Annotated in this window: 16 protein-coding genes; 12 read left to right on the forward strand and 4 right to left on the reverse strand. The window is 64.2% G+C overall.

The features are described 5' to 3' along the window. The first annotated feature begins 316 nt into the window (after positions 1-316). The 4 genes from DSC91_RS13590 (at position 317) to DSC91_RS13605 (ending at position 3,396) form a co-directional block, all read left to right on the forward strand. The gene (locus DSC91_RS13590; protein ID WP_115778950.1) at positions 317-1,018 is read left to right on the forward strand and encodes a phosphatase PAP2 family protein; all 702 of its coding nucleotides are present in this window, start codon (positions 317-319) and stop codon (positions 1,016-1,018) included. 208 nt (positions 1,019-1,226) lie between these two features. Continuing rightward, the gene (gene modA, locus DSC91_RS13595; RefSeq protein ID WP_115778952.1) at positions 1,227-2,000 is read left to right on the forward strand and encodes a molybdate ABC transporter substrate-binding protein; all 774 of its coding nucleotides are present in this window, start codon (positions 1,227-1,229) and stop codon (positions 1,998-2,000) included. Between the two features lie 18 nt (positions 2,001-2,018). Next, positions 2,019-2,693, forward strand: a complete 675-nt coding sequence (modB, locus tag DSC91_RS13600; RefSeq protein WP_115778954.1) for a molybdate ABC transporter permease subunit — start codon at positions 2,019-2,021, stop codon at positions 2,691-2,693. Position 2,694: 1 nt separating this feature from the next. Then, on the forward strand, positions 2,695-3,396 hold the full coding sequence (locus DSC91_RS13605) for a sulfate/molybdate ABC transporter ATP-binding protein (RefSeq protein WP_115778956.1): 702 nt from the start codon (positions 2,695-2,697) through the stop codon (positions 3,394-3,396). A gap of 94 nt (positions 3,397-3,490) precedes the next feature. Here the strand turns inward: DSC91_RS13605 and DSC91_RS13610 are convergent, their stop codons facing one another. Together DSC91_RS13610 and DSC91_RS13615 are read right to left on the reverse strand one after the other, a co-directional pair. Next, positions 3,491-4,327 carry a TOBE domain-containing protein gene (locus DSC91_RS13610; protein WP_115778958.1) on the reverse strand — a complete coding sequence of 279 codons (837 nt, stop codon included), beginning with the start codon at positions 4,325-4,327 and terminating at the stop codon, positions 3,491-3,493. A 254-nt stretch (positions 4,328-4,581) separates the two neighbouring features. Next, positions 4,582-4,965, reverse strand: coding sequence for a tautomerase family protein (locus tag DSC91_RS13615; RefSeq protein WP_115778960.1), 384 nt, complete (start codon positions 4,963-4,965; stop codon positions 4,582-4,584). Positions 4,966-5,065: 100 nt separating this feature from the next. Between DSC91_RS13615 and DSC91_RS13620 the strand changes: the two genes are divergently transcribed. Further along, the gene (locus DSC91_RS13620) at positions 5,066-5,917 is read left to right on the forward strand and encodes a LysR family transcriptional regulator (RefSeq protein ID WP_115778962.1); all 852 of its coding nucleotides are present in this window, start codon (positions 5,066-5,068) and stop codon (positions 5,915-5,917) included. A gap of 25 nt (positions 5,918-5,942) precedes the next feature. Here DSC91_RS13620 and DSC91_RS13625 read toward each other — a convergent pair whose 3' ends face one another. Then, positions 5,943-6,548 (reverse strand): hypothetical protein, encoded by a 606-nt coding sequence (locus DSC91_RS13625; protein WP_115778964.1) that lies wholly within the window; start codon positions 6,546-6,548, stop codon positions 5,943-5,945. 112 nt (positions 6,549-6,660) lie between these two features. On the opposite strand from DSC91_RS13625, the gene DSC91_RS13630 reads away from it, so the two are divergent. Further along, complete coding sequence (locus DSC91_RS13630; RefSeq protein WP_115778966.1) at positions 6,661-7,098, forward strand: MbcA/ParS/Xre antitoxin family protein; 438 nt, start codon at positions 6,661-6,663, stop codon at positions 7,096-7,098. Continuing rightward, positions 7,095-7,796: an RES family NAD+ phosphorylase gene (locus DSC91_RS13635; protein ID WP_115778975.1), complete on the forward strand. Its 702-nt coding sequence runs from the start codon at positions 7,095-7,097 to the stop codon at positions 7,794-7,796. The genes DSC91_RS13630 and DSC91_RS13635 overlap by 4 nt, the downstream gene beginning before the upstream one ends. A gap of 19 nt (positions 7,797-7,815) precedes the next feature. On the opposite strand, the gene DSC91_RS13640 is transcribed toward DSC91_RS13635, so the two are convergent. Further along, positions 7,816-8,553: a metallophosphoesterase gene (locus DSC91_RS13640; protein WP_167470498.1), complete on the reverse strand. Its 738-nt coding sequence runs from the start codon at positions 8,551-8,553 to the stop codon at positions 7,816-7,818. Between the two features lie 527 nt (positions 8,554-9,080). Between DSC91_RS13640 and DSC91_RS13645 the strand changes: the two genes are divergently transcribed. The 5 genes from DSC91_RS13645 (at position 9,081) to glgX (ending at position 21,641) form a co-directional block, all read left to right on the forward strand. Further along, on the forward strand, positions 9,081-9,743 hold the full coding sequence (locus tag DSC91_RS13645) for a DUF1345 domain-containing protein (protein ID WP_115778977.1): 663 nt from the start codon (positions 9,081-9,083) through the stop codon (positions 9,741-9,743). 466 nt (positions 9,744-10,209) lie between these two features. Next, positions 10,210-13,662, forward strand: a complete 3,453-nt coding sequence (locus DSC91_RS13650) for a maltotransferase domain-containing protein (protein ID WP_115778979.1) — start codon at positions 10,210-10,212, stop codon at positions 13,660-13,662. Beyond that, positions 13,659-17,120 (forward strand): maltose alpha-D-glucosyltransferase, encoded by a 3,462-nt coding sequence (treS, locus tag DSC91_RS13655; RefSeq protein WP_115778981.1) that lies wholly within the window; start codon positions 13,659-13,661, stop codon positions 17,118-17,120. Before DSC91_RS13650 ends, treS begins: the two co-directional genes overlap by 4 nt. Next, positions 17,113-19,323, forward strand: a complete 2,211-nt coding sequence (glgB, locus tag DSC91_RS13660; protein ID WP_115778983.1) for a 1,4-alpha-glucan branching protein GlgB — start codon at positions 17,113-17,115, stop codon at positions 19,321-19,323. Before treS ends, glgB begins: the two co-directional genes overlap by 8 nt. Before the next feature lie 98 nt (positions 19,324-19,421). Further along, complete coding sequence (gene glgX, locus DSC91_RS13665) at positions 19,422-21,641, forward strand: glycogen debranching protein GlgX (protein WP_115778985.1); 2,220 nt, start codon at positions 19,422-19,424, stop codon at positions 21,639-21,641. Position 21,642: the final 1 nt, after the last annotated feature.

The following is a 21,642-nucleotide window of genomic DNA, read 5'->3' on the forward strand; positions in this document are numbered from 1 at the left end:
TGCAATGCACAATAACACCAATCCTCATGCGATGCTGGAGGCATCGGCTTCTGCCGAACATCGAATTTTCCGCCGGGCGAACCTTGCAGCTGCACTAACGTCAAACCGTCGCAAGGCTTGTTCGCTAGCCAACGTCCCGCTACAAAAAGCCTGATGCGGGGCGAATCCAGTCCGTAGCACCCGTCTATACTGGCGGGTAAATAATGTCGGTAGAGGCCTTTGCCGCGTCGGCGATTCCCGCCGTTCGCGCGTTAAACCGTTAAACCGTTAAACCATTACCAACCCGATTCTACGCGGCCTGGGTCGCGCGTTTGCCATGCCCGATTTACCTGCCCATCTGTGGTACTCGATCACCAGCCTCGGCGGCGCCGGCATGACGTTGCCGCTCGCGTTCGCCATTGCACTTTGGCTGGCGGTCGGCTACACGTGGCGCATGGCTGCCGGCTGGCTGCTGCTGCTTGGCGCGGCCATCGGGGTTGTCACCGTGACCAAGCTGGCCTTCCTCGGCTGGGGCGTCGGCGTGCGCGAACTGGATTTCACCGGCGTCAGCGGTCACGCCATGCTGTCTACCGCCGTCTATCCCGTTGCGCTATTCCTGATGTTGCTGCCGGCGCGCCCGGCAATTCGCCTGCTTGGCGTCTTGTTGGGCCTGACCGCGGGCATTGTGGTCGGCTTGTCGCGCGTCGTGCTAAGCGCTCACTCACCGTCTGAAGCTGTTACCGGCTGTCTGGTCGGCGCGCTGGCGGCACTTTTTTTCGTACGCATGGCGTGGCATGCCGAGCCGGGCCGGATTTCGGCCGTGCCCGTCACTGCGAGCCTGATGATCCTCGCACTGCTGATGCACGGCGTGCACGTGCCGACGCAACGCTGGGTCACGCATATCGCGCTAAAGGTGTCCGGTCACGACCGGCCGTTCATCCGCGCCAAATGGCGAGCCGTGCGTGACGTACGCCCCGCCACGGCGCCGCTGTCGCAGACGCTCAACACGCTTACGCCGCCACGCTCGCCGGACGTCTGAAGCACGCGCAACCTACTGCCCGTTTCGCAATTGGAGCCCACACCCGCCAACCCGCACGCTGTGGGCTATGGCTGTGGCTGTGGCTGTGGGCTGCGGACCGCGTCATGCGTGTATCTGAATAATCGTCATGGGTACCGCTATAACCTTTCATATATTACGATAGCGTTTTAACCCGCCGTTCCGGCCCGCGCCGGACAACCAAGCCTTCATGACACTGTCCCGCCGCCTTGTGAAACACGCGCTGTTCATTGCCAGCGCCTTCTCCGTTGCCGTCAGCGCCAACGCACATGCCGACGAACTGGTGGTTTCCGCCGCCGCCAGCCTGACCAACGCGTTCAAAGCGGTGAGCGAGGTCTTCGAGCAGCAGCATCCCGGCACCAAGGTGCTGCTGAACTTCGGCGCGTCCGACGTGCTGATGCAGCAAATCGCCAAGGGCGCGCCCGCCGACGTGTTCGCCTCCGCGGATCAGAAAGCGATGGACAAGGCCGCTGCGGAAAAAGTGATCGTTCCGGCCACGCGCAAGGACTTCGCCGCCAATTCCCTGGTGCTGGTCGTGCCGGCCGACAGCCACTTCGCGCCGGCCTCGCTGAACGATCTGACGTCGGCGAATGTGAAGCGTGTGGCTTACGGCGATCCGGCCTCGGTGCCTGTCGGCCGCTATACCCAGGGCGCGTTGCAAGCCGCGGGCGTGTGGGACGCGGTCAACGCGAAGGCCGTGCTGGCGTCGAATGTACGCCAGAGCCTGGACTATGTGTCGCGTGGCGAAGTCGACGCCGGCTTCGTGTTCAGCACGGACGCCGCCGTCATGCCGGACAAGGTCAAGGTTGCGATGAACGTGCCGACGCAAACGCCGATCACCTATCCGATCGCGCAGGTCGAAGGCAGCCGTCACGCGGCCGACGCGCAGGCTTTCATGAATTTCGTGCTCTCGCCGGCCGGCCAGGCCGTGCTCGCGAAATACGGCTTCAAGCCCGCGCATTAACCTGGGTACCGCACGCACATGCAACAGGCCTGGATTCCGCTCCTGCTGTCATTGAAAGTGGCGGGCTGGGCCACCGCGCTCAATCTGGTGTTCGGCGTCGCGGCCGGTTTCGGCCTGTCGCGCTGGCGCTCGGGCGCGCGCGATGTGATCGATTCGCTGCTCATGTTGCCGCTCGTGATGCCGCCCACCGTGCTCGGCTACTACCTGCTGGTTCTGCTCGGACGGCGCGGCGTGATCGGCGCCTGGCTCGACCAGCTCGATATCCAGTTGGTGTTCACCTGGCAGGGCGCGGTGATCGCGTCGACGGTGGTGGCGTTTCCACTCGTGCTGAAGTCGGCGCGCGCCGCCTTCGAAGCCGTCGATCCACAACTCGAGCGCGCCGCGCGCACGCTCGGCGTCAGCGAAACGGCGATCTTCTTTCGCGTGACACTGCCGCTCGCCGCCCGCGGCATTCTCGCGGGCGGTCTGCTGGCGTTTGCGCGGGCGCTCGGCGAATTCGGCGCGACGCTGATGATCGCGGGCAACCTGCCGGGACGCACGCAAACGCTTTCGGTTGCAGTCTATTCAGCCGTGCAGGCCGGCGACGACAGCACCGCCAATTTCCTCGTACTCGTGACTTCGGTGACGTGCGTCGTCATCCTGTTGCTTGCCGGCCGCCTGGTGCCGCAGCACACGCTTTTGTCGTCCCGCTGATATGCCGCTCGCCGTCGACATCCGCAAGACCTTCGCGAGCGCCGAGCGCCGTTTCACGCTTGACGTCTCGTTCAACGCGACCACGCAGCGCGTCGTGCTGTTCGGGCCGTCCGGTGCGGGCAAGAGTTTGACGCTGCAGGCCATCGCCGGCTTGCTGCGCCCCGACGAGGGGGCGATCACGCTGCACGGCAACGCTTTATTCGACAGCGCGCGCGGCATCGATCAGAAACCGCAAGCACGCAAGATTGCGTATCTGTTTCAGGACTACGCGCTATTTCCGCATCTGAACGTGCGGCAGAACATCGGCTTCGGCTTGCAACAGGGTTGGCTCAATCCGCGCGCGCGTATCTCGCATCCGCAAGTCGACTACTGGCTCGATGCGCTCGAGTTGAAAAGCGTGGCGGGCAATCATCCGGCGCAGCTTTCGGGTGGACAGAAGCAGCGCGTGGCGCTGGCGCGGGCACTGGTCGCCGAGCCTCGCTTGCTGTTGCTGGATGAGCCGTTTTCCGCGCTCGATAGCGCGTTGCGTCAGCGCATGCGAAGCGAGTTGTCGGACCTGCAGACGCGGCTCGATATTCCAATGGTGTTGATCACACATGATCCCGACGACGTCGCCGCCTTTGGCGATCAGGTCGTGCAGGTCAGCGACGGTTGCGTGCGCGAGAATCATCCGTTTGCCGGGTACGAGCGCAGCGTGCCGTAACGCCGGCGGGCGCCGTCTGATAGGCCGGGGTCGTCCGGACCGCACGCTCCTCAGAATCACCAGAGCCCGCGGCCTTCCAGCGCCCTTGGCCCACTCAATCCTTCACCCCAAGAATCACGCTCGACGCCTTGAATACCGCAACCGCGGTCCCGCCTTCCACAAGCCCAAGCGTATCGACGCTTTGATTCGTGACCACCGCGGTAATCACCGCGCCGCCGTCCAGCACCAATGACACTTCCGCGTTGACCGCCCCGCGCTTCACGCTCTGCACCGTGCCGCGCAACTGATTGCGCGCGGAGAGCTTCAGCGGCGCGCCGCTTTCGTTCTCCACGAGCAGCACCACCCACGACGCCTTGATCAACGCGAACGCCGCCGCGCCCACCGCGAGGCCCAACGTCTCGGTACTTTCATGCGTGACGACGGCGACGATCATATGGCCGCCGGACAGCGCCAGCGACACTTCATCGTTGACGGTCCCGCGCGTGATCGCCGACACCGTTCCATACAGCTGATTGCGCGCGCTCGTTTTCACGCCGATGCGGCCGATCAGATCCCAATCCGTCGCAAAGCCTTCGATCGCCGCGCCCGCACGTTCGAGAAAACGCCGATGCTCGCGTTCGACCGCCCGAAACGTCTCGATCAGCTTCACGGCGCGCGGCGTGAGCGTCGTGCCGCCACCGCCTTTGCCGCCGGTCAAGCGCACCACGAGCGGCTCTCCGGCGAGATTGTTCATCGTATCGACCGCGTCCCACGCGCCCTTGTAGCTCATGCCGACGGCTTTTGCCGCGCTGGTGATCGAACCCGTCTCGCCGATTGCCGCGAGCAGGCCGATCCGCGACGCGCCGCCGAGCGTCTGCGCGCCCGCCTGAAACCAGACGGAGCCACCAAGTTCAAGGGCCTCGTGAGACGGATCGGTGCGGTCGGATGTCATGGCGGCAGGGGTCAATGTGCGAGGAAAGGACAGCGAATCATTATAGCGACGCAGTTGCCGCTAACCAGTGCGCGCATGAATGGCGGGCTTGGGACGATTGCGTGGTAACCGCCGCGCCGAACCACGGGCGACGAAGCCGATTGGCTTTGTCGCCCGTTTTTGCGTGATGCGCGCGCATTGCCGCCCGTCTGGCCACCCTGCGTGTTCATTCCCCCCGCCTCAAATAAGCGCAGGCCGCCGGGTTCGTCAGTCGATCAAACCGCGTACTGCGCGATCCCATTGCCGAACGACCAATTCTCCTTCAGCACCTCGACGAGATTGATGAACACATCCTCTCGCCGCAGTCCCGGCGACTCCGCCAGTTCGTCCGCCATGCGCTTGTACAGCGCCTTCTTCTGTTCGAGCGTGCGGGTATTGTTGAACGTGATCTGAATCACCACGAGATCGTCGCTGCGTTCAATGTTCAGATACTGCCTGTCGTACACAAAATTGCCGGCTTCGTGCTCGGTGATCAGCATGAAGATGTCGTCTTTCGGCACATTGCACGTCTCCACCAACGAGCGCTGAATACTGTCCGTCAGCGCCTTCCGGTATTCCACCGGCTTGCCGGCGCGCAATGCGATTCGTGTGAGCGGCATGATGAAACTCCTTGGTTGCAGTGATTGGCCAAACACAGCTTAGGCGCGCTCAGTCATAATGAACAGCCATCATTGGCTATTTCATTCATATTCAACTGAAATGAAAGTCCTCGATCTCGATGCGGTGCGCGCCTTCGTGCTGGTCGCCGATCTGCACAGCTTCACGCGGGCGGCCGACGCGCTCGATACCACGCAATCGGCCGTCAGCCTGAAGCTCAAACGGCTTGAGACGCACCTTGGCAAGCAATTGGTGGAGCGCACGCCACGCGTTGTGCGCCTTTCCGCGGATGGCAATGCGTTCCTCGGCGCGGCCCGCGATCTGCTGAGCGCGCACGAGCGGGCGCTGGGTTCGCTGTCGGTGGAGCGTCGGCGGCTTACGCTGGGGCTGAGCGAGCACGTCGCGGGAACGAACTTGCCGCAGTTGCTCGCGCGGCTCAACGCTCACGATCCGGGTCTGGTGGTCGAATTGCATCTGGGCTCGTCGACGGCGCTGCTTGCGCAATTCGATGAGCGGCGCCTCGACGCGGTGATCATTCGCTATGGCGCCGACGAGCCGCCGCGCGACGACGCTCAGGTGCTGTTCAGCGAGCCGCTTGGCTGGCTCGCCACGCCGGAATGGCTGCCGCGCGTCGGCGAGCCGTTGGCGCTGGCGCTGCTGAGTCCGCCGTGCAATGTGCGCGACGTCGCGCTGCACACGCTGAATGGCGCGGGGGTCGCATGGCAGGAAGTGTTCGTCGGCGGCGGTGTGGCCGCGGTCGGCGCTGCGGTTGCGGCCGGTCTGGCCGTGTCGCCGCTGGCTCGCAGAGTGGCGCCGCGCGGTTTGGTCGACGTCGGCGCGCGCCTGGGTTTGCCGCCGCTGCCGGCATCACGCGTGACCTTGCATTCGCGAGTGCGGGATAAGCGGTCGATGGAAACGTTGAAGTTGGTGACGACCGGGCTGGCGAGCGCTTGAGACAGCGCGCCGCCTGAACCGGAGGTCAGTGGAGGATCGGCGGCAACGAGCCGCTGCTGGCGGTCGCCGGATTGGCGGATGCGGCCGCGGGACTCGCCGTGACGTTTGCAGCCTTGGCAGGCGCGTTCGTGTGGACCATAACGGGCTTGGCCGCGCTCGTTTTCGCCGTCACCTTGATCACCTTGGCATGCGCTGCATGGCCTTGAACCAGGTTGGCGTGCATGATCCGGCCTTGACCCGGTTTCGCCTGGGCGAGTTGTGCGTGCGGCTTTTTACCTTGCGCCACCACGGCTGCCTTCGACTTAGGTTTGCCCGCGCCCTTCGCCACGCCACCGTGGCCAACATCCCTGGCCGCGACCTTCTTCACGGTGCCGTGCGCTGCCGACGCGGCGCCGCCCTTCGACGCCGATGCAACTCGCCGCGCCCCATGCTGAACGCTCGCCAAATGCTTCGAATCCGCCTTGGCGCCGACGGCGGACTTGACCTTGGCGGCACCCGTCGTTTTCTTTGCGTGCTTCGCCGCGTGCCCGGCCGACTCGGGCGGATTCCACACTTCCGCGTAACCCGCGGCCGTTGCCGCACCGGACACACACCACACGGCAACTGCCGTTGCTACTGCGCGAACCCACATCTCCTGCTTCTCCTGATATTCGACTTCATAACGAGCCGGGATTATATTCTCTTGCAAAAATCCATTTTTAGACTAATATCAACATCAAGTACAGATAAGGACTCAGCCCATCATGGCTCACGCTGCCCGCGCCACCCAGCCCGAACCGCCGATCCGTCGGCCGGTTTCGGAACCCACGCTCACGGAAATGTCGGCGGCGGGCCTGCGCGCGTTCTTCAACATCGCGCGAGACTGGGACTTGAGCGCCGAAGAACAGATCGTGTTGCTTGGCTCGCCAGGCCGCTCCACCTACTTCAAATGGAAATCCGCGCCGGGCACGGCACGTCTGGGGCGCGACACGCTGGAACGCCTGTCGTTGCTGCTCGGCATCTATAAAGCGCTGCAAATCCTGCTGCCGCAACCCAGCGCCGCCGACACCTGGATCAAGCGTCCCAACAGCGCGCCGCCGTTCGGCGGCCGTCGCGCGCTGGACCGCATGCTGGCCGGCAACATCAGCGATCTCGTGGCCGTGCGCCAGTATCTCGACGCGATGCGAGGCGGCTGGGCGTGACAGAACCGCATTGGCAGCACCGCTGGCGCAGCGCGCCGCTCGACTGGTCGCCCGCGTATCGCGTGATTCCTACGCGCTTTCCGGCCGTCAATCTGTTCGACCGGGTTGCATCGCCGGAAGATTTCGACGCCCTCTACGCGCTCGAGGCGATGACCAACGACCGCCTGCGCACCGAAGTCGGCGAACTCGATCTCGTACCACGCGAAGAGCGCCGTTTCGGTCCGGGATATGGGCCGATCATGGCCGCGTTGACACACCTGAATCCGCTCGGCAGCCGCTTCTCGGACGGCACGTACGGCGTGTTCTATTGCGCCCGTTCGCGTGCCACGGCAATCGCGGAGACGCGCTATCACACGGGGAAATTTCTGGAGGCGACCGCCGAGCCGCCCATGCGGCAGCAAATGCGGCTCTATACCGTGGTGGCGCAAGGCAACGTGGTCGACATCCGCGACGACGCATCGCTCGATCTCGCGGTGCTGTCGCCCGACGACTATGTCGCCGGACAATCGCTCGGCCGTGCCGTGCGCGAGGCGGGTGCGCCGGGCATCGTGTACCCGTCGGTGCGGGATGACGAGGGCGAGTGCCTCGCCGCATTCAGAACCATGCTGCTGCGCGACTGCCATCACGCGGCGTATCTGGAATACAACTGGAACGGCAGCAGCATCGATATCGTGTTCGAGCTCAATCAGGTGGGCTGATCAGGTGGGCTAATAAGCGTCACGGCAAGGCCAACGCCGCCGCGCCGCTCTCCCGCGCCGCCTCGACCGAAATCGACCAGCGCCGCAATGCCTGTGGTTCCACGATGGTCAGCTTGCCGCCGGGCCCAAATGCGCCGGTGTCGATGAAAATCTGTGAGCCGATCTGCTGGATGTCGCGCATCGGCGTATGCCCGCAATAGGTCAGCGAAAGGCCATGCTGCCGCTGCGGATCGCCATTGCCCAAGGCCAGGTCCCGCCCCCACAGCAATTGCTGGCGTGTTTCGGCGGAGAAATTCCCGGCGTCGAGTTCGGCGTCCGAGCCAAAGAATTCGGCATGCAGAATATTGAAGCGCTCCTTGCCACTGCCCACCACGCGCACGAGTGGCAGCCTCCGCAAATGTTCGGCGTAGTGCTGCAAGCGTTCGTCGGACAAGCCCGCCGCCCATATGCCGCCGATTCCGTACCACCACTGGCGCCGCAAGCGCCCGTCGGCGACGGCGCACAAGGTGTCTTCATGATTGCCGAGCACCGCGTGAAACCAAGGCTTGTCGAGCAGGGTTAAAGCCTGCTCGGAGTGTTCGCCGCGGTCCACCAGATCGCCGACCGAAAAGAGCCGGTCGCACGCCGGATCGAACGCGATGTCACGCAGCAGATAGCGCAGCGCATCGACACAGCCATGCAAATCGCCCACGACAAAGTCGCGGCCGCTCCGATTGGCCGGATGATGCTGGACGGAGTTGACGAGTACGGAAGCCATTCGCTCATGATAGTGCGGCATCCGCAAGTGTGTATGCGCGCTGCCCATCTTTTCCCGACGTCCCGCGCTGCTCGAATGGCGTGGAAACGACGCAAAAACGGCGCGTCTCCGGCAAGACTCACCAGTCAATGCGCCATCCACGGAGTTGTTATTGCGGTGTTCGCAGTTTGGCAACCTGATCCACCGTCACCGTGGACTTGTGGATTGCCGAACTGCCTGTCTGGTTGCGTAGTTCGTGACGGCCGCCATTTGGTCGCCGGTCAGCTGGGCGCCGCTTAAGCGGTCTTGCATCGCTGCATGATGCCGATGTGAGCCGCATTACGTTGTGCTGATGACGGCCCTGTGAAAACAGCTTGAGGACGCGGTGCGCACAGCAAAAAACCCCGCTGCCTGCCAATCGCCTTTCAACTGAAAGCGGCGCGCAAGGCCGTTGCGAAAGACTATAGCCAGTGATTCTCCCATTCGACAAATGGTGCCCGAAGCGCGAGTAGAATCCGCGACACAAAAGGCCCTTCACCCTTGATCTCATGCTCACAAACTATTTTCCACAGGTTCTCCGCAATCGACCACGCATGCTGATCGGTCTCGCTGTCGGTCTTGCGGCCGCGCTGGTGCTGCCCGGACACACGCGTTCCATGGTGCGCGGGCTGGTCGGCTGGGACGCCGCCGTGTGGACCTATCTCGTGCTGATCTGGGTACACATGGCCCTCGCCGACGAAGGCCGGGTCCGTGATTTCGCGCGGCGCGACGACGAGAACGCGGGCGTGGTGCTGGTCGTGATCTGCGTCGCGACGGTCGCCAGTATCGCCGCCATCGTGCTTGAACTCGCTTCGGCGAAGGGCACGGCCGGCGCCTCGACGGCATGGCACTACCTGTTGACAGGCCTCACGATGATCGGCGCCTGGTTCATGATCCCGACCATTTTCACGTCGCACTACGCGCGGCTTTACTACGACGCGAAGGCAGCCGAGACCCCGCTGCTGTTTCCCGACCACAAGCTGCAGCCGGACTATTGGGACTTCCTGTACTTCTCCTTCACCATTGCCGTGGCCTCGCAAACCTCGGACGTGGTGCTGCGCTCCCGTACGATTCGCCGCGCCGCGCTTGCCCAGTCGATTCTGTCGTTCTACTTCAACGTCGCCGTGCTCGGCTTGTGCGTGAACATCGCAGCGGGCCTGGTCGGCTCCTGACCCGTCGTGCCTCTCTGACAATCTTTCCCCTCGCGACGCGTGCCCTGCCGGCCGCCACTTCGCCTCTTGCGGCGTCGGCGCCCGCGTCGCGCCACCCCGTGTAAAACGCGGGCGACGTCCGTCCGTTTTACACGCGAACCGCCCGCCGTCACGCTCCCACCGCGTCGGGCCGGCCATCCCGCGCGCCCTTAGGGCACACGCTTCCCCACCCTTTCGCACCAGTCCGAAACGCACTGGCACAACGTTTGCTGCGCCTTGCGGTTAGTTCTGGCCGGCCACATGCCGTCGACGCCTGGCGTCAAAGCACCCCCAACTGGCCAGCGGCGTGACGATCTTTGCACTACATTGACCAGTACGCGCCCTCGCTTCACGCATCGCGCGGTATCCGGCTCTGGAAGCCCAATGAGCGCTGTGATCGCATGTCAATTGCATCCACACCGCAGCAGGACGAATCTGGAAACGACCGATGGAATCTCCAAACGGGTACGCGCCGCGGATTTATTTTTTTCATTCACTTCTGGTTGGGCCACTCGATGCATGGCCCGCGCAGTTCGCTCACGCAGCCAGACTCGGCTTCGATCACGCGCTGATCGGCGGTCTCTTCGAGCCAGGCCGCGCCGGTCACGCACAGGTGGTCGGCAACCATGGCCGGCTGCATCCGGTGTTCGAGACCCGGCAAGCGGCCACCGAGGCGATCCGCTCGCTTGCCCAAGCCGCCCAGCAGAACGGTTTGACCTTGCTGGTCGACCTGGTGATCGACCGGATGGCAGCCGATGGCGCGCTGTACGCCGAACAGGCCGGCTGGTTCCACCCATTCGAATCTGAAGAGGCGCGACTCGATCCGCGCCACGTGCATCGTGAAGACAACGTCGCGTATGCGAACTTCAACGACGCCGCCAGCAGTGCGGCGCTAGTCGACTGGTGGACGCAGCAACTGCTGGCGCTGACCGGCGCCGGCGTCGGCGGCTTCCGGTTCGATTCGCCGCATCGCGTGCCGGCCGCGGTTTGGCGGCAACTCGGCGACGCGGTTCGCGCGAAGCATCCTGAGGTGCGTTTCCTCGCCGCGACGCCAGGTCTCGCTCGTGGCGATCTGCTCGGCCTCGCAGGCGCGGGCTTCGACAGCGTGTTCTCGTCAGTCCGCTGGTGGGACTTCCGCGCCAGCTGGATGGTGGAAGAGCACGCCGCGCTCGCCCGTATCGCGGCACCCATCGCCTTTCCCGAAGCGCCGTACGGCACCCGTCTCAGCGCCGATCTCGGGGATGCGCACGACGCCACCATCGTCGAGCGGGCCTACCGGCGCGCGCTATTCGTGTCGGCCTCGACCGGCACCGGCTGGATGATGCCGATGGGCTTCGAATACGGCATCGCCGAGCCCATGTCGCAGACACGCGGCGACGCTGCGCAGTTTGCGCTGGCCTGCCGGTCGAAGCCATTCGATCTCTCGGAACGGATCAGCCATGCAAACGAAGCGGTGCGCAATACGAAAACGTTGCAGGCCAACGGCGAATTGCGCCCGCTCAGCGGGCCCGGCGCGCCCGCAGCCGTCTTGCTGCGCGCCGACACGCCCGATCTGCGCGACGCCGGCGAAGCGGTCCTGATCGCCGTCAATCCCGAACTCGGTGCGCCGCTGCGCGTCGATCCAATCCGTTTCCTCAAGGGCGTACCGGGCAACTTCACGCGCTTCGTGCCGCTCGACGCACCTGTGAACGCCGCGCCCGCCGCATTGGCGCCGTTCACGCTCGAACCCGGCGCCGTGCGCCTGTTCCGCGCAGCGGCCGATCAACCGATCCGTCTCGCGCCGCCGATCGACAAGGCGAACAGCAAGCGCAGCGGCCACAAAACCGTGCTCGAAGCGATCGGCGCCCCGCGCGTGGCGATCGAGAGCGTGACACCCTCGGTCGATAACGGGCGCTTCCCCGCCAAGCGCACGGTCGGCGAGCGCGCCGAAATCACCGCCGCGATCTTCGCCGAAGGTCACGACAGGATCGCCGCCGCCGTCGTCTGGCGTGCGGCCGACGAAACCGCGTGGCACGAAGTGCCGATGAGCCCCGCACAGCCTGCCGGCCTCGATATCTGGACAGCGCGCATTCCGCTGGAGCGCCTCGGCCGCCACGAATTCACGGTCATCGCATGGCGCGACGACTTTGCCTCGCTGGTCGAGCATATCCAGAAGAAGCTGAAAGCCGGCCAAACCGTCGAACTCGAGCTCGAGGAAGCCGCGCATCTGTTCGCCCTGGTGCTCGCCGAAGTGGGAACCGCAGAAAGCGCGGAGAGTACGACAAGCGAGCCGCTCGAACATATCGTCAAGGTCTTCACCAAGGCCGATCCGGAAGCCAGGCTCGCGCTGCTGCTGGCGCCCGCCACCGCGAAGGCGATGACCGCCGCCCGGCACCGCCCGTTCCTGAGCCGCGATCCTATCGTCTACAGGATCGAGGCCGAACGCACCGCGGCAGGCTTTGCCAGCTGGTACGAACTCTTCCCGCGTTCGATGAGCGACGACGAATCGCGTCACGGCACCTTCGCTGACGTCGTCACGAAACTGCCGCGCATCCGCGAGATGGGTTTCGACGTGCTGTACTTCCCGCCGATCCACCCGATCGGCATGGCGAACCGCAAAGGCCGCAACAACACGCTGAACGCGCAACCCGGCGATGTCGGCAGCCCGTATGCGATCGGTGCTGCCGAAGGCGGCCACACCGCCGTGCACCCCGAACTTGGCACGCTAGACGACTTCAAGCAGATGCTGGCCGCCGCGCACGCGCACGGCCTCGAAATCGCGCTCGACTTCGCGATCCAATGCTCGCCGGATCACCCGTGGCTGAAGGCGCATCCGACATGGTTCGCCTGGCGTCCCGACGGCACGCTGCGTTACGCGGAAAATCCGCCGAAGAAGTATCAGGACATCGTCAATCCCGACTTCTATGCGCACGACGCCAAACCCGATTTGTGGCTCGCGCTGCGCGACGTGTTCCTGTTCTGGATCGAAGCCGGCGTGTACATTTTCCGTGTCGACAATCCGCACACCAAGCCGCTGCCGTTCTGGGAATGGGTGATCGACGATGTGCGTTCGCGCTATCCCGACACGATCTTCCTCGCCGAAGCCTTCACCCGGCCGCGCATGATGAACCGGCTCGGCAAGATCGGCTTCTCGCAGTCGTACACGTATTTCACCTGGCGCGAGTCGAAGCGCGACTTCATCGAGTACATGACCGAACTCACGCAAACCAGCGCGCGCGATTTCTACCGGCCGAATTTCTTCGTCAATACACCGGACATCAACCCGCGGCATTTGCAGTCGTCGGGGCGCTCGGGCTTTCTGATTCGTGCCGCGTTGGCCTCCACACTGGCCGGTTCGTGGGGCGTGTATAGCGGTTTCGAACTGTGCGAGGCCGCCGCGTTGCCGAACAGCGAGGAATATCTCGACTCCGAGAAGTATCAACTGCGCGCGTGGGACTGGAACCGGCCCGGCAACATCGTCGGCGAAATCAGTGCGTTGAACCGGATTCGCCGCGCGAACCCGGCATTGCAAACGCATCTGGGTCTCACGTTCCTCACCGCGCACAATGACAACATCCTGTTCTTCGAAAAAGCGACCGAAGCACGCGACAACGTGATCGTGGTGGCGATCAATCTCGACCCGTTCAACGAACAGGGCGCGGACATCGAATTGTCGTGGGACACTTTCAACCACTGGAATCTGCACGACCATGGCGCGCTGGAAGTGACCGACCAGATGACCGGCGCGCGTTTCGAATGGCACGGCCGCTGGCAGCACGTCCGGCTCGGTTCGGACCAGCCGTTTTCGATCTGGCGCATCGCGCCGCTCGGCGGCCTGCCCGCTGAACGCGCGGATGGTGCCGACAATGGCCTTCACGCAGACGACGCTGGCAACCCAATCCTGATGGAAGGTGCGACATGAAGCGTGACGATCCGGCCCAAAGCACATCGCCGACTCATACGAGCGCAACCACCGGCAGCGCGGCCAAAGCGCGTTCGCATCGGCGCGGCAAACCCGAGGCTCTCAGCAACGATCCGCTCTGGTATAAGGACGCGATCATTTATCAGGTGCACATCAAGTCGTTCTTCGACGCGAACAACGATGGCGTCGGCGATTTTCCGGGCTTGATCGCGAAGCTCGACTACATCGCCGAACTCGGCGTGAATGCGATCTGGCTGCTGCCGTTCTATCCGTCGCCGCGTCGCGACGACGGCTACGACATCGCCGATTACCGCAATGTGCATCCGGACTACGGCCAGCTTTCCGACGTGAAGCGCTTCATTCAGGAAGCGCATGCACGCGGCATCCGTGTCATTACGGAACTCGTCATCAACCATACGTCGGATCAACACCCGTGGTTTCAGCGCGCCCGCCGCGCGAAGCCGGGGTCGAATCATCGCAACTATTATGTGTGGTCCGAAACCGATCAGAAGTACCAGGAAACGCGGATCATCTTCATCGATTCGGAGCCGTCGAACTGGACGCACGATCCGGTCGCAGGCGCTTACTTCTGGCACCGCTTCTATTCGCACCAGCCCGATCTGAACTTCGACAATCCGGCCGTGCTGAAGGAAGTGCTGCAAGTGATGCGCTTCTGGCTCGACATGGGCATCGACGGGCTGCGGCTCGACGCGGTGCCGTATCTGGTCGAACGCGAAGGCACCAATAACGAGAATCTGCCGGAAACGCACGCGGTGCTGAAGAAAATCCGCGCGACCATCGACGCCGAGTATCCGAACCGCATGCTGCTCGCCGAGGCGAACCAGTGGCCGGAAGACGTGAAGGAATATTTCGGCGACGAAGACGAATGCCACATGGCGTTCCACTTCCCGCTGATGCCGCGCATCTACATGTCGATTGCGAGCGAAGACCGCTTTCCGATCACCGACATCATGCGGCAGACGCCGGACCTCGCGGAAACGAACCAGTGGGCGATTTTCCTGCGCAATCACGATGAACTGACGCTCGAAATGGTCACGGATTCCGAGCGCGATTACCTGTGGAACACCTATGCAAGCGATCGCCGCGCGCGCCTGAACCTCGGCATTCGCCGCCGCCTCGCGCCGCTGATGGAGCGCGACCGCCGCCGCATCGAGCTGATCAATTCGCTGCTGCTGTCGATGCCTGGCACGCCCGTGATCTATTACGGCGACGAACTCGGCATGGGCGACAACATCCACCTCGGCGACCGCGACGGCGTGCGCACGCCGATGCAATGGTCGTCGGATCGCAACGGCGGATTCTCGCGCGCCGATCCTGAACAACTGGTGCTGCCGCCGGTGATGGGTTCGTTGTACGGCTTCGACGCTGTCAATGTCGAGGCGCAAAGCCGCGATCCGCACTCGCTGCTGAACTGGACCCGGCGCATGCTCGCCACGCGCCGGGCGAAACAAACCTTCGGACGCGGCACGATTCGTTTCCTGAAGCCGGAAAACCGCAAGATTCTCGCGTATCTGCGCGAAATGCCGGACGAGCCGCCGATCCTGTGCGTGGCGAATCTGTCGCGCGCGCCGCAAGCGGTGGAACTCGATCTGTCTGAGTTCAACGGAACGGTGCCGATAGAAATGACCGCGGATTCCGTGTTTCCGGCGATCGGCCAGCTCACTTATCTGCTGACCTTCCCGCCGTACGGCTTCCTGTGGTTCATGTTGTGTTCGGGCAGCCAGCGTCCGACGTGGGCGCAGGCGCATTCGGAGCCGCTGCCGGAATTCGTCACGATTGTGATTCGCGAGGGTCAGGTCGGCCCGACCCCGGAAAACGTCCGGCTGCTCGAATCCGAAGTGCTGCCGTCGTGGCTGAGCCGGCGCCGCTGGTTTGCCTCGAAGGATCAGAAGATGCATGCCGTGCGCCTCGCCGCATTGACGACGATCCCCAACGGCGGTTTCGCGTTCACCGAAATCGAAGCCGACGTGGGCGATCACACCGAGCGCTACGTGGTGCCGATCGCGATCACGTGGGGCGGCGAGACTACCACGCCGCTGTTCATGCAACTGGCTCTCGCACGCGTGCGCCGCGGCCGCAACGTCGGCCATCTGACGGACGCGTTCTCGCTGCCTATCTTCGCTCATGGCGTGATGCGCAAGCTGCGCGAACGCGCGGTCGTGCCGACCGTGCAGAAGAGCGAGATCAAGTTCATCCCGAGCGAGCGCTTCTCCGAACTCGACGATCTCGGCGAACGGCCCGAGATTCGCTGGCTGGCGGCCGAACAGAGCAACAGCTCGCTGATCGTCGCCGATGCCGCGGTGCTGAAACTGGTGCGGCGTCTGGTGAGCGGCATTCATCCCGAAGCGGAAATCAGCCGCTATCTGACCCAGCTCGGCTACGCCAACACCGCGCCGCTGTACGGCGAAGTGGTACGCGTCGACCCCGAAGGCGTGCCGCATACGCTCGCGATCCTGCAAGGCTATATCGACAATCAGGGTGATGCCTGGAACTGGTCGCTCGACTATCTGCGCCGCTCGGTGGACGAGCTCGCCATCGCCGTCGATTCGGAAGCACCATCGCCGGACCGCGACAACGAAGCGATTCTCGTGGACGGCTACAGCGCGTTGGCCGGCACCATCGGTAAGCGGCTCGGCGAACTGCACATGGCGCTGGCGTCGCCTTCCAGCGACCCGGCATTCGCCCCGGAACTCGCCAGCGCCGGGCAGGTAGAGGCGTGGGTCGACGGCACGCAAGCCATGCTCGCCAGCGCACTCGATCTGCTCGCACCGCGCATCCCGCAGATGAGCGACCCGGACACCCAGGCGTTGGCGCAAAGCCTGATCGATCGCCGCGCCGCGCTGGTCGCCGCGGTCAGCAAGCTGGTGCCGGGCGATGCGGGCGCGCTGCGTACCCGCATTCACGGTGACTTCCATCTGGGTCAGGTGCTGGTCGCGCAGGGCGACGCGTATCTGATCGACTTCGAAGGCGAACCCGCGCGCACGTTAGAGGAGCGGCGTCAGAAGTCGAGTCCTTTGCGCGACGTGGCCGGATTGATGCGCTCGCTGTCGTATGCGAGCGCGGCGGCGCAGTCCACTATGGAAAGCGCGCCACCGCAGACCGCCGATCGCAAACGCACGCTCTTCGAGCGTTTCCGCGCGCACGCTACTGAAGCATTCCTGAAGGAGTACCGCGCAGCCATCGCGGATTCGCCGACGCCGCTGGTGACGCCCGAAGCCGAACAGTCCTTGCTCGATCTGTTCCTGATCGAGAAAGCCGCTTACGAAATCCGTTACGAAGCGGCTAACCGTCCGACGTGGCTCAGTTTGCCGGTGCGCGGCCTCGCCTCGCTCACCAGCCGGTTGCTCGGCGACACCGGCGCACCGCAGCACGATCCGTCAACCCGGGCACCAGACGCCTCCGCATCGCCGAACCCGGCCGAGGGCGACTATGAGTGAGCACGATCCGGCCGCAGGCCTCCAACCACTCGATATCGACGCGCTCGTTGAAGCGCGCCACCCCGATCCTTTCTCGCAGCTCGGCATGCATCAGACCGGCGCGGGTCCGGTGGTGCGCGCGCTGTTGCCGAACGCCTCGCACGTCACCGTGATTTCGCGCGCCGACGGCGCAACGCTCGGCGAGCTCGAGCAACTCAGGCCCGGGCTGTTTGCCGGCCGCGTCGCGTCTGCCGCGCCCTATCGCTTACGCATCGACTGGCATGGCACCGTGCAGGAAATCGAGGACACGTATTCGTTCGGCCCCGTTCTCGGCGACGAGCCGTTGGGCCGTCTCGCCGGCGGCGACCCGTACGCGGTGCTCGAATGCCTCGGCTCGCGCCCGATGGAAGTGGACGGCGTGCCGGGCGTGCGCTTCGCCGTCTGGGCGCCGAACGCGCGGCGCGTGTCGGTGGTCGGCGACTTCAATTCGTGGGACGGCCGCCGTCATCCGATGCGGCTGCGCCATCAGGCCGGCGTATGGGAAGTGTTCGTGCCGCGCGTCGGCCCAGGCACGCGCTACAAGTACGAATTGCTCGCCCGCGACGGTCATCCGCTGCCGCTGAAGGCCGATCCGTGCGCGATGCAAACGGAAAAGCCGCCGGGCACCGCGTCGGTGGTCGCGCATGTCGACGAGATCGAACAGTTTGAATGGACCGATCACGACTGGATTCAGTCGCGCGCCGCCAAACAAACTCCGCGCGCGCCGATCTCGATCTACGAAGTGCATGCCGAATCGTGGCTGCGCGTCGCCGAAGAAGGTCAGCGCGGCCTCACCTGGGAAGAACTCGCCGAACGGCTGATTCCCTACGTGAAAAGCATGGGCTTCACGCATGTCGAGTTCATGCCGGTTGCCGAACATCCGTTCGGCGGTTCATGGGGTTATCAGCCGCTCGGACAGTTCGCGCCGTCGGCGCGCTTCGGCAACCCCGAGCAATTCGCCCTGTTCGTCGACAAGGCGCACGCGGCCGGCCTCGGCGTGATTCTCGACTGGGTGCCGGCGCACTTTCCGAACGACGCGCATGGCCTGGTCGATTTCGACGGCACCCCGCTCTACGAGCACGCCGATCCGCGCGAAGGCTATCACCAGGACTGGAACACGATGATCTACAACCTCGGCCGCAACGAGGTGAGCGCGTTCCTGGTGGCCTCGGGCCTCGCGTGGCTGAAGCGTTATCACGTCGACGGCCTGCGCGTGGATGCGGTCGCCTCGATGCTGTATCGCGACTACTCGCGCGAGCCCGGCGAGTGGGTGCCGAACGTCTACGGCGGGCGCGAAAATCTCGAATCGATCGCGTTCCTGAAGCGGCTGAATCATGAAGTCGGCTATGTGCCGGGCGTGCCGGGCGCGATCACGATCGCCGAAGAATCGACCGCGTGGCCGGGCGTGACCGCACGCGTCGAAGACGGCGGCCTCGGCTTCCAGTTCAAGTGGAACATGGGCTGGATGCACGACACGCTGCACTACATGGCGGAGGACCCGGTCTACCGCCAATACCATCACCACATGATGACCTTCGGGATGGTGTACGCGTATTCCGAGCGCTTCGTGCTGCCGCTCTCGCACGACGAAGTGGTGCACGGCAAAGGCTCCCTGCTCGGCAAGATGCCCGGCGACAGATGGCAGAAATTCGCCAACCTGCGCGCGTACTTCGGCTTCATGTGGACGCATCCGGGCAAGAAGCTGCTGTTCATGGGCGGCGAATTCGGCCAGATGGCGGAATTCGATCACGACACCTCGCCGCACTGGCATCTGCTCGACGATCCGAACCATCACGGCGTGCAGAAACTCGTGCGCGACCTGAACCATCTGTACAGCGAGGAGCCTGCGCTATATCGGCTCGACAGCGAGCCCGGCGGCTTCCAATGGCTGGTCGGCGACGACAGCGGCAATAGCGTTTATGCCTACCGCCGCACCGATGGCGAGGGCCGCGAACTCGTCGTCGTGTGCAACATGACGCCGGTGCCGCGGCTCGGATACCGGATCGGCATGCCACTCGGCGGCCGCTGGCTGGAAGTGCTGAATACGGATGCCGGCGTATACGGCGGCTCGAACATGGGCAACGGCGGGCTGATCCATACCGACCACGTCTCGAGCCACGGCTGGCCGCAATCCGCGGCGCTAACGCTGCCGCCTTTGGCGACGATCGTTTTGCGCGCGGATTGACGACTGGGTTGTAAGGCGGGCGCGCGGCGGCCAGGCCGCACGTCCGCTGCATGAAGTCCCAAGATAGCGTTCATAAAACAGAACAAGGAAGGGGAATCATGTCGCATGCACTGCCCGACCGGCTTCTGCCCGGCTCGCCCTATCCGCTCGGCGCAAGCTGGGATGGCCTCGGCGTCAACTTTGCAGTGTTCTCGGCGAATGCGCAGAAAATCGAGCTTTGCCTGTTCGATCCCACCGGCCGCAAGGAGATCAGACGCTTCACGCTGCCCGAATGCACCGACGAAGTCTGGCACGGCTATCTGCCCAATGCGCACCCCGGCACGGCGTACGGTTTTCGCGCGCATGGTCCGTACCAGCCGCAGCATGGACATCGCTTCAATCCGCACAAACTATTGCTCGATCCGTATGCGCGCAAACTGGTCGGGCAGTTTCGCTGGTCCGACGCGCTGTTTGGTTACCGCGTGCATTCGAATCGTGCCGACCTCTCCATCGACCGGCGCGATTCGGCGCCGGCCATGCCGAAGTGCGTCGTCATCGACGAAGCCTTCGACTGGTCGCACGACAAGCGCCCGAATGTGCCGTGGGGCGAAACCATCGTCTACGAGGCGCATGTGCGCGGCGTGTCGATGTTGCGCCCCGATTTGCGCCAGCACGAACGCGGCACGTTCGCCGCGCTGGCTTCGCCGGAATTTATCGAGCATTTGCTGAAGCTCGGCGTGACCGCCGTCGAATTGCTGCCCGTGCATGCGTTCCTGAACGACCGCTTTCTGGTGGAGCGCGGCCTGCGCAATTACTGGGGCTACAACACCGCGGCGTTTTTTGCGCCGGAACCGTCGTATCTGAGCTCACACCGGCTCGACGAAATGCGCATTGCCGTGCGTCAGTTGCATGCGGCCGGCATCGAAGTCATTCTCGACGTGGTCTACAACCACACCTGCGAAGGCAACGAGATGGGGCCGACCGTCTCGTGGCGCGGCCTCGACAATGCGAGCTACTACCGCCTGATTCCCGGCGACGAACGCCACCATATCAACGACACCGGCTGCGGCAATACCGTGAACCTGCCGCATCCGCGCGTGTTGCAGATGGTGATGGATTCGCTGCGCTACTGGTCGACGAAGTTCAACATCGACGGCTTCCGTTTCGATCTCGGCGTGACGCTCGGTCGCGAGCAGCATGGTTTCGATCCCGGCTCCGGTTTCTTCGACGCCTTGCGCCAGGACCCGATCCTGTCGCAACGCAAGCTGATTTCCGAACCTTGGGACATCGGCCCAGGCGGTTATCAACTCGGCAATCATCCGCCGGGCTTCGCCGAATGGAACGATCGCTTCCGCGATACGGTGCGCCGCTTCTGGCGCGGCGACGCGGGCTTGCGCCCCGATCTCGCCGCGCGCCTCACCGGTTCCGCCGATCTGTTCAACCGGCGCTTCAGGAAACCGTGGGCATCGGTCAACTTTGTCACGTCGCATGACGGTTTTACGCTAGCCGATACCACCGCGTATGAGCACAAGCACAACGAGGCCAATCGCGAAGACAACAACGACGGACACAACGAAAACTGCAGCCGCAATTGGGGCGTAGAGGGCCCGACCGACGATCCGGTCGTCCTCGAAACCCGCAAGCGGGTGGCCCGCTCGCTGATCGCCACGCTGTTGGTGGCGCTCGGCACACCCATGGTGCTGGCAGGCGACGAGTTGCTGCGTACGCAGAACGGCAACAACAATGCGTACTGCCAGGATAACGAACTATCATGGCTTGACTGGGAACGCGCGGAGTCGCCCGATGGCCAGCAGATGAACGCGTTCGTCGCGCGCGTGATCGCGCTGCGCAAACAGCATCCGCTGCTGCGCGAAACGCGTTTTCTGTTCGGCGACCGCGAAGTGTTGCCGGGCCTGTTCGATGTCGGCTGGTTCGATGAACACGGCGATCCACTCACCATCGAAGCCTGGCAGGACCCCGAAGGCCGCGCGTTCACGCTGCGTCGCGCAGGCCCGGGCCTGAATGGCGAAACGGAAGTATTGTTGATGATGCTCAACGCGGCGAAGGAAACGCTGCGTTTCGCGCCGCCCGCGCCGCACCTGGAATGGCATGTGCTGCTGGACACGGCCGAGCCGGGAGGCGCGCCGCACCGGTTGGCGGTGCCGGAGGTCGAAGTGGCCGCGCACAGCCTCGTGATGCTGGCGGCGCAGCCGGTCGGCGAGGCGGATTGGCAGGCGGGCTGGAAGGCCGGCGCGCAACACGGGCCGCGGCTGTTGACCGCCCTGCCGCCCGATCCGGGCGCGCATCCGCCGAGCAGCGATACATCGCCGACCACGTAGG

The organism is Paraburkholderia caffeinilytica (assembly GCF_003368325.1).
GTDB classification, from domain to species: domain Bacteria; phylum Pseudomonadota; class Gammaproteobacteria; order Burkholderiales; family Burkholderiaceae; genus Paraburkholderia; species Paraburkholderia caffeinilytica.

Bases quoted from the DNA above. Each gene is read 5' to 3' on its own strand.
- modA (WP_115778952.1), top strand. From the start codon at position 1,227: ATGACACTGTCCCGCCGCCTTGTGAAACACGCGCTGTTCATTGCCAGC.
- DSC91_RS13625 (WP_115778964.1), bottom strand. From the start codon at position 6,548: ATGTGGGTTCGCGCAGTAGCAACGGCAGTTGCCGTGTGGTGTGTGTCC.
- DSC91_RS13590 (WP_115778950.1), top strand. From the start codon at position 317: ATGCCCGATTTACCTGCCCATCTGTGGTACTCGATCACCAGCCTCGGC.
- DSC91_RS13650 (WP_115778979.1), top strand. From the start codon at position 10,210: ATGGAATCTCCAAACGGGTACGCGCCGCGGATTTATTTTTTTCATTCA.
- modB (WP_115778954.1), top strand. From the start codon at position 2,019: ATGCAACAGGCCTGGATTCCGCTCCTGCTGTCATTGAAAGTGGCGGGC.
- glgX (WP_115778985.1), top strand. From the start codon at position 19,422: ATGTCGCATGCACTGCCCGACCGGCTTCTGCCCGGCTCGCCCTATCCG.
- DSC91_RS13615 (WP_115778960.1), bottom strand. From the start codon at position 4,965: ATGCCGCTCACACGAATCGCATTGCGCGCCGGCAAGCCGGTGGAATAC.
- DSC91_RS13620 (WP_115778962.1), top strand. From the start codon at position 5,066: ATGAAAGTCCTCGATCTCGATGCGGTGCGCGCCTTCGTGCTGGTCGCC.
- glgB (WP_115778983.1), top strand. From the start codon at position 17,113: ATGAGTGAGCACGATCCGGCCGCAGGCCTCCAACCACTCGATATCGAC.
- DSC91_RS13605 (WP_115778956.1), top strand. From the start codon at position 2,695: ATGCCGCTCGCCGTCGACATCCGCAAGACCTTCGCGAGCGCCGAGCGC.
- DSC91_RS13645 (WP_115778977.1), top strand. From the start codon at position 9,081: ATGCTCACAAACTATTTTCCACAGGTTCTCCGCAATCGACCACGCATG.
- DSC91_RS13630 (WP_115778966.1), top strand. From the start codon at position 6,661: ATGGCTCACGCTGCCCGCGCCACCCAGCCCGAACCGCCGATCCGTCGG.
- treS (WP_115778981.1), top strand. From the start codon at position 13,659: ATGAAGCGTGACGATCCGGCCCAAAGCACATCGCCGACTCATACGAGC.
- DSC91_RS13610 (WP_115778958.1), bottom strand. From the start codon at position 4,327: ATGACATCCGACCGCACCGATCCGTCTCACGAGGCCCTTGAACTTGGT.
- DSC91_RS13640 (WP_167470498.1), bottom strand. From the start codon at position 8,553: ATGGCTTCCGTACTCGTCAACTCCGTCCAGCATCATCCGGCCAATCGG.